The organism is Gimesia aquarii (genome assembly GCF_007748195.1).
Lineage (GTDB): Bacteria > Planctomycetota > Planctomycetia > Planctomycetales > Planctomycetaceae > Gimesia > Gimesia aquarii.
Genome location: NZ_CP037920.1, coordinates 7,192,190 through 7,207,574 on the forward strand (window position 1 = coordinate 7,192,190; position 15,385 = coordinate 7,207,574).

General features: G+C 44.8%; 10 protein-coding genes. 7 read left to right on the forward strand and 3 right to left on the reverse strand.

Going from position 1 to position 15,385, the window contains the following annotated elements; genetic code table 11:
* The first annotated feature begins 65 nt into the window (after positions 1–65).
* Positions 66–2,483 carry a c-type cytochrome gene (locus V144x_RS27355; RefSeq protein ID WP_144990260.1) on the forward strand — a complete coding sequence of 806 codons (2,418 nt, stop codon included), beginning with the start codon at positions 66–68 and terminating at the stop codon, positions 2,481–2,483.
* Positions 2,477–4,048 carry a hypothetical protein gene (locus V144x_RS27360; protein ID WP_144990262.1) on the forward strand — a complete coding sequence of 524 codons (1,572 nt, stop codon included), beginning with the start codon at positions 2,477–2,479 and terminating at the stop codon, positions 4,046–4,048. The genes V144x_RS27355 and V144x_RS27360 overlap by 7 nt, the downstream gene beginning before the upstream one ends.
* Positions 4,049–4,096: 48 nt before the next feature.
* On the opposite strand, the gene V144x_RS27365 is transcribed toward V144x_RS27360, so the two are convergent.
* Together V144x_RS27365 and V144x_RS27370 are read right to left on the reverse strand one after the other, a co-directional pair.
* The gene (locus V144x_RS27365) at positions 4,097–4,630 is read right to left on the reverse strand and encodes a hypothetical protein (protein WP_144990264.1); all 534 of its coding nucleotides are present in this window, start codon (positions 4,628–4,630) and stop codon (positions 4,097–4,099) included.
* 61 nt (positions 4,631–4,691) lie between these two features.
* Positions 4,692–5,771, reverse strand: a complete 1,080-nt coding sequence (locus V144x_RS27370; RefSeq protein WP_144990266.1) for an NHL repeat-containing protein — start codon at positions 5,769–5,771, stop codon at positions 4,692–4,694.
* 323 nt (positions 5,772–6,094) lie between these two features.
* Between V144x_RS27370 and V144x_RS27375 the strand changes: the two genes are divergently transcribed.
* From V144x_RS27375 to V144x_RS27390, 4 genes are all read left to right on the forward strand, one after another.
* Positions 6,095–6,997, forward strand: a complete 903-nt coding sequence (locus V144x_RS27375) for an efflux RND transporter periplasmic adaptor subunit (protein ID WP_144990268.1) — start codon at positions 6,095–6,097, stop codon at positions 6,995–6,997.
* 32 nt (positions 6,998–7,029) lie between these two features.
* Positions 7,030–9,243: an HlyD family efflux transporter periplasmic adaptor subunit gene (locus tag V144x_RS27380; RefSeq protein WP_144990270.1), complete on the forward strand. Its 2,214-nt coding sequence runs from the start codon at positions 7,030–7,032 to the stop codon at positions 9,241–9,243.
* A 167-nt stretch (positions 9,244–9,410) separates the two neighbouring features.
* Positions 9,411–10,373, forward strand: a complete 963-nt coding sequence (locus V144x_RS27385) for a D-alanine--D-alanine ligase family protein (RefSeq protein WP_144990272.1) — start codon at positions 9,411–9,413, stop codon at positions 10,371–10,373.
* A 227-nt stretch (positions 10,374–10,600) separates the two neighbouring features.
* Positions 10,601–11,590, forward strand: coding sequence for a cell division protein FtsQ/DivIB (locus V144x_RS27390; protein ID WP_144990274.1), 990 nt, complete (start codon positions 10,601–10,603; stop codon positions 11,588–11,590).
* Between the two features lie 88 nt (positions 11,591–11,678).
* Here V144x_RS27390 and V144x_RS27395 read toward each other — a convergent pair whose 3' ends face one another.
* Positions 11,679–12,797: an acyltransferase family protein gene (locus V144x_RS27395; protein ID WP_144990276.1), complete on the reverse strand. Its 1,119-nt coding sequence runs from the start codon at positions 12,795–12,797 to the stop codon at positions 11,679–11,681.
* Between the two features lie 567 nt (positions 12,798–13,364).
* Between V144x_RS27395 and acs the strand changes: the two genes are divergently transcribed.
* Positions 13,365–15,320: an acetate--CoA ligase gene (gene acs / locus V144x_RS27400; protein WP_144990278.1), complete on the forward strand. Its 1,956-nt coding sequence runs from the start codon at positions 13,365–13,367 to the stop codon at positions 15,318–15,320.
* The last annotated feature ends 65 nt before the right edge of the window (positions 15,321–15,385 follow it).

Here is a 15,385-nt window from a genome sequence, read left to right on the forward strand (position 1 = left end):
AATCGTGACGAAAATAAAAAACGGATTCTGCCCTGTTAGAGCGCTCTGAACGAAAGAAACTTGCAATGAGACGGCTATTGATATTCTCTCTGTTAGGGCATATTTTCCTGTTTAATGGCAGTGTGGCTCACTCTGACATAGGAAGCCCCCCCTTCGTATCTGGATTCGACCGATTTGCTCGACATGGTGAGATCAAATCACAAACAGGCGGATGGCTATTATTGAGCGAGCTGAGTTGTACCGCCTGTCATCAGACCCCACATTCTGATTTACAACCCAAACGCGGCCCTCGCTTGACCAGTATTGGTAATCGTCGGCTACAAACATGGATCAGGGACTACCTCAGATCTCCACATTTAGTCAAACCCGGCACAACGATGCCCGACGTTCTACATGGTTTCTCAGAAAACAAAAAACGCCAGACAATCAACGCATTAGCTGCATTCTTAGCAACTCAACGTACCGCATATCCAACAATTAAAGCCACTGGTTCGAATCCAGTCCCTTATGAATTCTGGAAGAAAGGAAATGTGAAACAGGGACAGAATTTGTACCACAAGATCGGCTGTGTTGCCTGTCATGAGCCGGATGAAACCTACGAACCAGGTGAAACGAAAATTTCTCCTACCGACAAAATGCTCGCACAACTCGACCCGGAAGACATTAAAGAGCTAGGCTTGTCAGGCGCAATGCGTCCTGTTAAGTCGGTTCCGCATGGGAATCTGTCGGCAAAGTACACTCGTAAGGCATTAACGTTTTTTCTGCTGGATCCAGCTCAAAGTCGGCCGTCAGGACGTATGCCGAATCTCAAATTAAAGGCTGTGGAAGCTGCGGATATCGCTGCCTACTTACTAAGAGATCAACGACCTCAAGATGAAATAAAAATTACCAATAGTGATTCCACACTCATTGCTGAAGGTAAAAAATATTTTGTAGAGCTGAGGTGTGTAAATTGCCACACAGTACAAAATTTACAGCCGAAAGAATATGCGAAGCCTGTTATAAAATTAGGCAAGCAAGCGTCGACAGGCTGTCTCACTAACCATCAGAAAGGCCTGCCCTACTATCCTCTTGATGACCAACAGCAAACTGCGATACAAGAGACGTTGGAAAAATTACCCGACGACAATAAATTAGATACCGAACAGCGTTTAAGCTTTCAAATATTGCAACTCAACTGTTTCGCCTGTCACGAAAGAGAGAAACAAGGGGGTGTCGGTTTCAATCGTAAGCCTTATTTTGAAACTGCCGGACATATTGACCTGGGTGATGAAGGACGCATTCCTCCTACGTTAGTGGGCATCGGTTATAAGTTACAAAAAAAATGGCTAACAAAAGTTCTTAATGGAAAAGGAGACATTCGCCCCCATATGCTGGCTCGCATGCCAGTCTTTCCTGCCAAAGTCATTTCGACTTTACCTGCGATGTTTGAAACGGTAGATCGCACTCAGAGACAAACAGAAAAACAAATTTTTCATAATTCTACAAAACTGGCTGTTGCAGGTCGCACGATGCTGGAGACAGGTTGCATACAATGTCATCCGATTCGAGGCGAAAACATGCCTGGGGTGGTAGGTACCGATCTGGGTGATGTCACGAATCGCGTGCATGCCAATTGGTTTCGCGAATTTTTGTTGAACCCGGGCGCACTCAAACCGCGAACTCGGATGCCTACTTTTTTCCCTGATGGAAAAAGCCAGAATAAATCGTTACTCGATGGTAATGTGGATCGACAAATCGCTTCTGCCTGGGCCTATCTTAAAGCGAGCAAGAAACAGCCTCTACCAGAAAAAATAATCGAAGCAAAGTCGAAAAACTATGAGTTAGTTCCCAAAAAACGACCTATTATCTTACGCACCTTTATGAAAGCTGCGGGAACTCATGCGATTGCTGTTGGCTTCCCGGAAAAAGTTCATTTCGCATTTGATGCCGAGCATATGAGACCTGCCATTGCCTGGAAAGGACGCTTCCTCGACGCACAAGGAACTTGGTTTATTCGGTTTGCACCACCGGCAATACCCCTTGGTGAAAGCCCTGTGCTGATGCCTGCAGGATCACCATTTGCGGTCTTAAACAGTCTAAATCAACGCTGGCCAGCAATCAGTTCTGCAGACAGTCCTTATCAATTTCGAGGATTTAAAATTGATGCAGAGGGTATCCCTACCTTTCTATATTACTTTCAACAATTTGAAATCGAAGACCGGTTTGAACCTGTCGAAAAACAAACACTGAAACGACGATTGAAGATCAAACGAAATCAGCCATTAAGTAAACAGGAAAATCTGTGGTTCCGTGGATTGACGGGGAAATATCTGAAACAGATCAATTCGACTACTATGAAAAATGATGCTGGTTTAACGGTGTCGATTTCAGGAACTCTCGCAAAGACTGGTAAACTACATACTATTGAAAATGAAACCGACTGGCTTATACCAATTCCAGCCACAGATAACATCGTAATCGAGGTGAACTACCAATGGTAAAGCGATTGCATTTCTCACTTCTGGTTTTTGTGCTGACGATGTGCTTCGCTCACATTGACGTGCAACAGTCTGCATTCGCCGAAAGCGAAGAGGACTATTATCGACTCGTTTCGATTACGACCTCAAAAGCACAAACCAAATCTCGTGCGCAAAATTGGAAGCCAGCGCCCGGTGATCTTGTACTGGAGGTGAGTGGCATGGCAGTGCTTGATGAACGACGCCTTGCCGTTACGATTCGTAAAGGTGAAATCTGGATTCTGGATGGCGTGTATGATGAGCCGCCGAAAAATGTGACATACAAGCGTTTTGCGACTGCACTGCATGAACCACTAGGATTAATCTGGAAGGATAACTCCTTTTACACGGTACAACGCAGTGAATTGACGCGTATTCGTGATACCGATGGAGACGAGGTGGCAGATGAATATCTGACAGTTGCTAAAGGTTGGGGTGTGACAGGGCATTATCATGAGTACGCTTATGGACCTAAACTCGATCACCAGGGTAACATGTGGCTGACATTGAATATTGGCCTGGGCCTGAAACAAGAACACAAACAACGAGCCGTCCATGAACCGACACTCGGATTTTCACAAGGTCGTTGGCGAGGCTGGGGTATGAAATGTACTCCTGAGGGAAAACTGATTCCCGTCTGTGCCGGTATGCGTTCTCCCTCAGGATTAGGTGTGAACCGTGCCGGAGATATGTTCTACACCGATCAACAGGGAAACTGGGTCGCCACCAATACGTTGCACCATATGCGTAAAGGAGCCTTCTTTCACCATGTCGAAGCATTAGCTTCCATGAATCTGAAAGGATCGCCGATTCAGGGAATCGAAACGATTCCCAATGGACTCCCTTTTCCCGAGGCTATGAGACAATTCCCGCAACTCAAACCTCCGGCAGTCTGGTTTCCATACAAGAAAGTCGGGCAGTCGACCACAGACATTATGCTCGACAATAGTGGTGGGAAATTCGGTCCGTTTGATGGTCAGCTTTTCATTGGCGAATTTACACAAGCCGCGATGCAACGTGTCTTCCTGGAAAAAATTGATGGTCAGTATCAGGGAGCCTGCTTTCCGTTCCGTGCAGGCTTTGCCTCTGCCGTACTCCGTATGGACCAGGGAACCGATGGAAGTGTGTTCGTCGGCTTAAGCAACCGTGGTTGGAGCAGCCTGGGAACTGCTTCTTACGGACTTCAACGATTAGTCTGGACACGGAAGATGCCCTTTGAAATTAAAGAAATGCGTGCTCAGCCCGATGGTTTCGAATTAGAATTCACGAAACCCGTTGATCCCAAAACTGCCACCAACCCAAGATCTTATAAAATGAAGAGCTATACTTATACGTACCACTCCTCATATGGCAGTGACGAAATTTTGACTAAAGAGTTGACGTTCGAAAACCTCACTGCCTCTGCGGATGGTTTAAAAGTTAAACTAAAGATCAATGGCCTCCGTGAACTCTACGTTCATGAATTGCTGGCGGATGGAGTGAGGAGCAGTGATGGACAATCCTTACTTCACCCTCAAGCGTATTATACGTTGAATCGAATTCCAAAATAATCCTGACTGAGAACAAACAAATTTTAGCTGAAAAACTAAACTCTGTTGTCAGTTAAGAAAACCACGTTCTCTTAATTCCTGAATATTTCCAGGAGCGCTTTCCCAGACACGCTCAGCGGCATAACGCATAACGGCAATGCCTCCCATGTCAGGCGGCGCACTGAGAATAGCAACGTGCTCTTCTTCTTCGTCATCAAGCTGTTGATTCAACTTGGCAACCGCTTCTTCTATACTGTCACTGACAATACGTTCGGGGCCACTGGTATTTGTAAATTTGAGATTCGAAAAACCAGCTGTACGAGATAAGAGAAAAGCCGCTATTTCTGCTTCTTCCTGTTCCTCGAAGAAGTTTCGAAATTCAGGTTCCATACTGTCTGGAGTAATAATCGTGGGACGTGTGATACTCACTTCTCCCTTACGAATACTAACCGTAGAACCACGCTGCGGCGCACCACATACCAGAAAATAAGGCAAAGTCTGATCACCAAATGTAAACAGAGAAAAGTTCACAGGGCGTTCAATTTTTACCGTTGTCCATATTTCGAAGAAACGCTGTTCGTCGAACTCGTGAGAAAAATTCATCAGGCTCCAACCATGGTGAATAAAATAGAAACGTGAAGATTGTGGGTTAAGGAACTTGGCATTAGCTTAGTTTCTTCAACTTACTCACCCGGCCTACTGAAACCCATTCCGTTACAAAGAGATTACCATCCCCGTCAAAGCAGGCATCATGTGGATGAATAAATCGTCCTGCTTTCCATAATCGGGGCTGCTTTCGAACTTTAAAGCCATCCAGCACTTGATTGGTCCAATCCTGATTGTACCCCAAATGAGTAATAACGTTATTATTCTTGTCAAACAATGTGACACGTGCATGCAAGTCAGAAACAACCATGAGGTCCCCTCGAATATCAATATCGGCAGGGAAGCTGACGGTATTCACAAAACCAAGATGTTTTCCGTCTAGCGTGAAATATTGTAAACGATGGTTTGCACGATCACAGACAGCGATTTTTGGTTTTCCACTCCGCTCATCTAACCACATACCATGCGGCGTTTTCATCTTGCCGGCTTCAGTTCCACTTCCCCCCCAACTGAATTCGAATTTTCCGTCTTTTGTGTATTTGTGAATAAAGTGCGATCCATATCCATCACCGACATAAACTCCTCCGTCGGGAGCAAAGGCGACATTTGTAGGACTGTAGCGAGTATTTGATTTCTTGTAATGTTCGGGAGTTTCTGGACGACTGATTTTCCAGACAACTTCTCCCTTTAGATTAGTCTTTGCTACTACTCCATGTTTGGTATCTGAGAGATATAAAAACTCTTCGTTTCCTTCTTTGCGAACGTCGATACCATGCCCACCACCATGATACTCCTTGCCGAAGGATCGCACGAATTTTCCTTCCGGGCTGAATACGACGATGGCATCCATAGGTATCTTGTTTTTGGAACGATGCTTGACATAAATTAATCCTGCTTCGTCAACGCATACACCATGTGTTTCTCCCCATTGGATGTGTTTGGGAACCTCGCCCCAACCGTGGATTGCTTCATATTTGTACTCGCCTTCACCCATTACCGGATTCTTAACCCCGGCTTTATCCTCAGCCCCCAGAATGGCAGGTGCGAAAAAACCACCCACAACGGCAGCTCCCGTAGATTTGAGAAAAGCACGACGAGAACCTGTTTTATCACCACGTTTTGTTGAAGACTGATCCATAGGATTAGTACCTGAATGTAAAGAGTTTCAAACGATTTTTAATTTCTACAGTATTATTAATACCATTCTTTTACTCGATCTTAACGGACACATTGTCCTAATCTCAATTGTGGATCCCCAAAAATAGGGTATTCTGACAATGTTCTCCGTAGTTTTGGCATCTGTTTCCATCTCGAAAGCAGAGTTCCCTGAATTTACGTAGCCTTCTGTAAGTGGATGTGATATGAGTTGAAAATATCCCCAAAACGCCGTTAACCAAGATTGCATCAGACTTTGACTTCATCAATTCCTTCTACCTTCTCCGTGACCAGGAATTAAATATCATGAATCATTCACGTGTGTTGATTAATTTGTCCACCATTATCACGGGATTATTGTTTGTGAGTTGTGGCTTTACGGATGCCTGGGCACAATCACCGAGCTCTTCCGGCCTGAAAATTGACTCAGTATTAGTAAGCCTCATAGAACAGGTAGAAGTCCCCGCACGTGAAGTTGGTCAACTCAAGAAAGTGTTGGTCAAAGAAGGTATGTCGGTTCAAGAAGGAGAAGTCTTGGCTCGAATTGAAGATTCAGAAGCTGTCTTACTTTTAAAACAGGCGAAATTAGAATCGGAAATGTCGAATCTGAAAGCAGAAAATGACGTTAATATTCGTTTTGCCCGTAAAGCATATGAAGTAGCGAACTCTGAATTACAGCGCGCGGAAGATTCCATCAAAAAATATCCCAAGAGTATTTCCAAAACCGAATTGGATCGCTTGAAACTTACTGCAGAAAAAGCAGAATTGGAAATCGAACAGGCCTTAGAAGAAGCGAAGACGTCACAATTAGAAGCTCGCTTGAAACAGAATGCAGAACAGATTGCTTCACTGGCTATTCAACGTCGAAGAGTTGTGGCACCGATATCGGGAATGGTCGTACAAATTATGGCAAAGAACGGGGAATGGGTTCGCCCCGGTGATACCGTGCTTCGAATTTTAAAATTGGATCGATTACGTGCAGAAGGACTCGTAAATGCATCTAAACTGCAGAATCTAAACTTGAAAGGTCGACCTGTGGTCCTGATCGTAAATCAGGGAACAAAGAATGAACTCGAGTTCCAAGGGAAAATTTCGTTTGTCAGTCCGGAAATTAATCCGGTCAACCACCAGACCCGCGTCTGGGCAGATATTGAAAACCCCGACTTCAAGCTCAAACCGGGCATGCGTGCTTCTCTGATTATCAAGTAACCCATTCGATTGCGAAAGACAGTACAGCCACCATGTCGTTCGGTCCTCAAGACTTTTCGAATCAACCTCTGCGTCTGCAAAAGCGAGCCGACTTGAGTATTCAACAGTTACAATTCGGCGGCAAAAAATATTGGGGCATTAAAGACCCGATTTCATTGCAATATTATCAACTGCGAGATGAAGAATTTTTTATCCTTCAAATGCTGGATGGAATTGTGTCATTTGAGACAGTTCGACGTGAATACGAACAACGATTTCGACCCCAGAAACTGGAAGCCGCACAACTACAGGGATTTTTATCACGCCTGCATCAGGAAGGATTAATCGTTGCCGACGCATTTGGGCAGGGTGAAATCCTGTTGGAACGTCGAAGCCAAAAACAGAAGCAAGCATTTCGCTCCAGATTTATGAATCCCCTGGCAATTCGTTTTCGAGGTCTTGATCCACATCGATTTTTAAATTGGTTACAACCCTGGTCATCTATTTGCTTTTCGCCATTGTTTCTATTGGCTTCACTCGTATTAATGATTGCCGCATTGACATTAATTCTTACACAGCTCGAAGCAGTTATTGCACAACTTCCCGATTTTGCTACTTTTTTCGAAGCAAAAAATCTGGTACTCCTTGGTCTCAGTCTGGCCTTTGTTAAAATACTGCACGAGTTAGGACACGCGATGGCCTGCAAACAATTTGGGGGCGAATGTCATGAGTTAGGAGTGATGTTGCTGGCATTTATCCCTTGCCTGTATGTAAATGTCAGCGATGCGTGGACAATGACTAATAAGTGGCATCGTATCATTGTGAGTGCAGCTGGTATCTTTCTAGAACTAATCATTGCATCTATTTGTGTCTTCCTGTGGTGGTTCTCTTATCCGGGATTATTTCACTCACTTTGTCTGAATGTCGTTTTTATCTGTTCGGTCAGTACTTTGTTACTGAATGGAAACCCTTTGTTACGATATGATGGTTATTATATTTTGCTGGACTTGCTGGAAGTGCCAAACTTGAGGCAAAGGGCACAAACGATTGTTTCCAATCGCCTGCATCACTGGTTTTTTGGCCACAAGGCCCCCACGCTACTGAAAGAGCCAACGCGTCTGCGAAGATTTTTGTTTTTCTATGGTATTGCTTCGGTTTTGTACCGTTGGTTTATTGTCATCGTGATTTTGTCGGTTTGTTACTATGTTCTGGAACCCTATGGACTGGAAATCATCGCTCAGGCGCTAGGGGCTTTTATTTTGATGGGAATGTTGGTTGTGCCTTTGAAATCTGGTGTTAAAGAAATCCAGACCTATTCTAAAGCAGGCCAAATTCAGTGGCGACGTTTTACGGTACGTACAACACTGACACTGATTCTACTGGGCGGCTTGCTGTTCATACCTCTGCCCCATCGTATTACCACTCCCGCGCTCATTGAGTTGAAGGACGCAAAGCACGTCTATGTTACCGCGCCTGGTTTCCTGAAATCAGCAGTCACTCCACAAACTTCATTGCAGCAGGGTTCCCTGATCGCTGAATTGCAAAACGACCAGATTCAACAGGAAATACTCAAATTGACTGGTCAAATCAATGAGCAGCAAATTCGTATCGACACACTGGGAAAACGTCAATTGGATGATCCGGAAGCTGCTCAGGAACTTCCAACTGCAACAGAACAACTGACCGATCTAGAAGATCAACTGCAACAACGCCTCACAGACCTCAAGCGACTTAGTCTCAGAGCCCCTATTACTGGCACTGTCATTCCAGCACCACCCAAATCGACTTCTCCCGAAGAAGGATCACTTCCCAACTGGTCAGGCTCGCCGCTGGATCAGGAAAATCGAAATTGTTTCCTGGATCGAGGAACCTGGCTTTGTTCGATCGGCAACCCTGACCAACTTCAGGCGCGCCTGATTGTTGACCAGGAAGATGTTGAGTTTATTCAACCAGGACAGTCCGTCCGGATTCTATTAGATGAATATCCTGGTCAACTTCTGAGAGGAACCATTCAGGAAATTGCAGAAATTGACACCAATGACTTACACTCAAATCTGATCCATCGTGAAGAAATTACGACAGAAGTCGACAATACAGGGAAAAGAAAACTGAGTAATACATCCTATCTGGCTCGGGTCTCCTTGGATGCTTTTTCTGAGCGACCTCTGATCCACTCAGGAGGTCAGGCCAAAATTGCTGTTTCACCTGAATCGTTGGGGAAAAAAGCATATCGACATCTGAGAAAAACCATTCGCCTGTTTCAGTAGCTTTGACCAGAATGGCCACAAACACCCTATTTTAACAGATTGCCTTGACTCAAGATCGACATTTCCAGATTGACGCAGGATTGCTAAAATCCCCGGATTGACTGTAAAACAAGGCTGTTAAACTAAATCTCGAAACAAATAGAATCTGGCGGCAAGGAAGCTTCTCGATGACCGATTCACAAACCGATTCCCTACCCACATTCAATCTCGTTGTGCTCGCTGGTGGGGAGTCAGCTGAGCGTACCATTAGCCTGCAAAGTGGAGAAAGCGTAGCACGTGCATTAACGTCTCGCGGACACCAGGTAAAAACAATTGATCCCTCTTTGATCGATCTCGAGTGCTTTGACTGGACTAACTGTGATGCCGTCTTTATTGCCTTACATGGAACTTATGGAGAAGATGGCACCATTCAAGCGACTCTCGATCGATTGGGCGTCCCTTATTCTGGCTGCGATGCATCGACATCCAAACTCGCCTTCAGTAAATCAGCTTCCAAAGAACGTTTTATTCAATGCAATGTGAATACTCCCTCTTATGTGTTGATCCATGAATCAGATAACGCACAACGAATTGAGCAGCACGCACGAACGATGGGCTATCCATTGGTTGTAAAACCGGATGCGCAAGGTTCCAGCCTGGGAGTCACAATCGTACAGACTCCTGAAGAATTACCGCAAGCACTGACTCGCTGTTTTCACTACGACTCATTTGGAATTCTCGAGTCAGCCATCAAAGGCTCCGAATGGACTCTCAGCGTGGTTAATGATCAGGTACTACCGCTGATTCAGATTCAAACCCCACATGAATTTTTTGATTACGAAGCGAAATATCACGAAGACTCAACCGAATATCTGTTCGATTTCGACTTCCCAACAAATGTGATTCAAGCAATTACCAAAACAGGTGTGAATGCCTGCGAAGCACTAGGGACAACTGGCATTGTCCGTGTCGATATGATCTTAGATCGTTTTCAGCAACCCTGGGTACTTGAAATAAATACCATTCCTGGATTCACAGATCACTCCCTGGTTCCCAAAGCAGCAGCTAAAGCCGGCATTGATTTTGGCGAATTGTGTGAACGGGCTCTCATCCATTGCCTGACTAAAACAGCCGATAAGCCGCAAAATTGACAAAATTTAACCAAGTGGCCTGTTTGGCACCATAATATCAGCTTTTTTATAGAGCACCCCAACTCGACAAGCATCAGATTGCGATAATCATAAAGTAAGAACCAGCACCGTAATTGCTCCAACGGATTTAGTCATGCATCCGGCCTAATAGTTTCTGCAACAGGATCAGAACCACATTACATTTAAAAGTACCTCGTTTAGTTAGAGTCCGTGATCACAAAGAGCGTATGAGTCGAAAAGCCCCCAAATCTAAAAAGCGACCTGTCAAAAAGAAGAAGGTCGAAGAAGTTATTGAAGAAGAGGAAGAATTTGAAGAAGAAAAAGCTTCTGCGCTGAGTCCTTCCTCCCTGATTCAATTGCTTTTCCGACCTAAGGTTCTCATATTTCTGGCAGTCATCGCGTCGGGTTTATTCTTTTTTCAGAAGCTCAAAAGCTACATCCCTGATCTGTCTCAGCGAGAAGAATACCAGATAGAAACAAAAAATCTTTCACTGATACCAGCTCCTCCACATTATGTTCCCATCGACATCGTCGATCAGGTAATGGCACAAAATCAACTGCCCGATCAATTATCACTACTCGATAAAAACTTAGTACAAACAATCGCAGAAGCATTTCAGAAACACCCCTGGGTGCAGAACGTCGTCTCCGTTCGAAAGACCAATAACATAGAAGTTGAAGTCTTATTTCGTAAACCGGCAGCGATGGTCGAGATCAAACAGAGTTTATACCCGGTTGATAGTGAAGGCGTTTTGTTACCTCCCGAAGATTTTTCTGTTTCAGATGCCCGCCGCTATCCGGTCATCACGGGAATTCGATCGATCCCAGAGGGGCCTGCTGGCGCATCATGGGGAGACTTGACTGTCACTGGAGCCGCTCAGTTGGCAGAAGCACTCGGGCCTCATTGGAAAGAACTTGATATTGTTTCCATCGAAGCACCGTCACGAACGAGTGCGGAACTTTCTCTAGATGATCTGATTTATCGTCTGATTACAACAGGTGGTTCCCAAATCGTCTGGGGCCGTTCACCGAAAAGTCAACGACGAGGAGAGTTACGTGTTGATCAGAAAATCGGAAAGTTGGAAAAATACTATCGCGATTATGGTGGTTTTGATCGTCCGCACGGTCCCTATGAAATCGACATCCGGCATTGGCAGGAAATTTCCCGCCGCCCTCTCAAACAACAAAGCAGACACCGTAGTTTGATTCGTCGTTGACGCGAAGGGGCAACTCCTGAATCTGACAACAGAAGCTTCGCGCTATCTCAGAGTAACGCCTACTGCAATCAACAGCCTTCTCGATGTATTAGCCGTCCGAGCTATCTAAGTGATTACACGAGCGTACTTCCAAAACACGCTCTGCATCATTTTTTATGATGTAGTTTGTTCTTAGCTTCAAAAAAGGAGACTCGATGAGTCTGAAACTCAAGTAGCCAATCGGCACCATAAACAAAAATCCCAACACAGAATAACAAAGGGCGATATAGAAATTAGAGACAGGCATAATATATCTGATCATAATTAAGATCAGAACTTTGTAGAAAAAAAAGTGTAGTAGATAGATCGAATAAGAATAGGTACCAATCAGAGCAATAAACCGGGATACTCTACCGGTGGAATGCGTAAAAGAATTATCGTACCAGGCAATGAGTAATGCATATGTGAGGCCTTCGAATGTCGGCATAACGACCCAAACGAGTCGATTTGAGGGATAGGACGGATTGTTATGGAAACCTCCTGCTTGATCAAAATTCCAAAAAAATATCGAAAATGCGATGAAGCCACCAATTACTAAAATATGGCGCCCCATGATATAACCTCGCATTTGATACGCAATCATACCAAAGAGGAACTGATCGATTCTTCCAATGATTGTATAGTATGCAAACCTTTGAATTTGGCCGACCTCTTCATATAAGAAGAGTCGTAAAAGAATCGCAAAGCAAATAGCAAATCCAAGAGAATAATTTGATTTACGCGCGATGTATAACAAAAAAGGTAGTAATAAATAAAAGTGAAACTCGATTGCAATTGACCAACCTCCATTTGGTAAGGTTGGTAAGATTAGTCCTTTAAGAATCTCAAGACAATAGAGTTCAAAGGGAACACCGATTGAGTATTGGTGAACCCCAATGACTGTCACCACAAAAAATAATAACGGCGCGAGCCTTAAGAAACGATTCCACAAAAATGAAGCGTATTTTATTTTCTTTCCATCGAGTAGCTTCGCAAATAAATAACCACTCAAGGCCATGAACAATGAAACTCCGGTATGTCCCTCATTGATCAAAGAAAGTGGAAAGAATGAAGGAGTATAAGTAAAGGAAATCTCTTGGTGCATAAAGTGCCAGGAAAAGACCATAAAAATGGCGACAGCCCTGATATGATCTAGCCCTATATAATATTTTCCGGTTGATGACTTCATGGCATTGGCTCAGCCGTTGACACTTTTTCGCAAATATCTGTTTGCACAAAAATAACTATTTTGAACATCAAATTTCTTTTAAAACGGTACTGCATATTGAAAGCAAGAAAAATGTGCCTGGTTAAGGCTCAAATCGTCTTTTAGCCTCTATTCTGTACTATGGTAGTGTTTTTGAGGGCAAATTAGTTTGTTGCCAGTAATCAATACATCTTGACGGCAGAGTTTTTGAAGCAAGCATATGATCCATTTCCCGTTGATAATGAGACCATCGACAGCGCATTCGCAGGTGGAATCAGAGCCAATTAACCCAGCCCGATCTGCTTGATTTTCCCCTCTTTCACCTTGGGATAACTTGAATAAACAAGCAATCCGAGTTCTGATAGTAAGCATTCGTCAGTTTGTTGACTTCGAAAAAATACTGCCCTAGAATCACTAACTTAGTATTATTTAATAATTCAGCAAAAATTAGAGAGAATCGAGTCTACGTCCCTGAATATCAGGCCGTTGATGAGCAACGTTCTCGGTTCCTATTTCGCTCGCCAAATAAAACAAAGGGGAATGACAACGATGAGTGACCAGGCCAACGAAAACATAGAAAGCGTTCTTCAAGAAACTCGCTCATTTCCACCTCCGGCAGAGTTTGTAGAACAGGCAAATATCTCCAGTAAAGAACAGTACCTGGAACTTTGGAATCATGCCAAAGACGACCCCGTCAGCTTCTGGGGCGATCTGGCACAAGAACTGGAATGGTCACAGCCTTACGATCAAGTCATTGAGGGAGAAATGCCTGAAACAAAGTGGTTCACCGGTGGCAAAATCAACGCCTCAGTGAACTGTATTGACCGTCACCTGGATAGTTGGCGAAAAAATAAAGCCGCCATCGTCTGGGAAGGTGAGCCAGGCGATACACGTGTCCTTCGCTACCAAGACTTACATCGCGAAGTCTGCAAATTTGCAAATTGCTTGAAAAAGCTGGGCATTGAAACCGGTGATCGCGTGACATTATACATGCCAATGGTGCCCGAACTTGCTATTGCGATGCTTGCCTGTTCGCGCATCGGAGCCACCCACTCTATTATCTTTGGTGGTTTCAGTGCAGACGCCATTGCTGATCGGAACAATGACGCTCAGGCCAAACTCGTGATTACTTCAGATGGTGGCTGGCGTCGTGGCAAAAACATTCCGCTTAAAGAAGCCGTTGATCAGAGCCTGGAAAAATCACCAAGTGTGGAGAAAGTAGTCGTCTACCGCCGTACTGGTTGCGAAGTCGACATGGTTCCCGACCGGGACTACTGGTGGCACGATCTGATGGATGGAGCTTCCGCTGAGTGTGATCCCGTTGAACTTGATAGCGAACACCCGCTCTTTATTCTTTATACTTCAGGAAGTACCGGTAAACCCAAGGGAGTACAACACTCCACCGGTGGTTATCTTTTGGGAACGAAGATGACCTCTAAATGGGTTTTTGATCTGAAAGAAGATGACACTTACTGGTGTACTGCCGATATTGGCTGGATTACTGGGCATAGCTATATTGTCTATGGACCTCTGGCGAACGGTGCCACAACTGTTATGTATGAGGGGGCTCCTAACTGGCCTGACGAAGGTCGCTTCTGGGAAATCATTGAGAAATATCAGGTTAACATCTTTTACACCGCTCCCACTGCAATTCGTGCCTTTATCAAATGGGGCGATGAGTGGCCGAATAAGTATGATCTTTCCAGCTTGCGTCTTTTGGGAACCGTGGGTGAGCCAATCAACCCCGAAGCCTGGATGTGGTACCACACTGTTATCGGACAGGAGCGCTGCCCGATTGTTGATACATGGTGGCAAACCGAAACTGGGGGGATCATGATGAGTCCCCTGCCGGGTGTGACAGCAACCAAACCCGGTAGCTGTACGACTCCTTTACCGGGCGTTGTCCCTGATATTGTCACTGCAGCTGGTGAAAGCCTGGGCGACAATCAGGGAGGTTTACTCGTAATGCGTCAACCATGGCCTCACATGTTACGCACATTATACGGTGATCATGATCGTTTCAAAGAAGTTTACTTCAGCACTATTGAAGGCTGCTATCTGGCCGGCGATAGTGCAAGACGTGATGAAGATGGCTACTACTGGATTATGGGACGTATCGATGATGTAATTAATGTTTCCGGTCACCGTTTGAGTACAATGGAAGTCGAAAGTGCACTCGTTTCACATCCGAATGTCGCAGAAGCGGCCGTGGTTGGTTTCCCACATGAAATTAAAGGAGAAGGCATCTGCTGCTTTGTCACTCTGACTACTGACGATGGTGGCGATGAACTTAAGGCAGAGCTGAAACAGCATGTACGTACCCAGATTGGCGTGGTGGCAACACCCGATGAAATTCGCTTCGCGGCAGCGCTTCCTAAGACACGCAGTGGTAAAATCATGCGACGTCTATTAAGAGACATCGCCGCAGGTCGCGAAAGCGTGGGGGATACAACAACTCTCGAAGATTACAGTGTCGTCGCGAATCTGCGGCAAGGGGATGAATAATTTTAAGATTCTCTTCGAAATTTAACTTCAAAATGTGTGCTTGCACGCGCTAAAATATTCTGCAG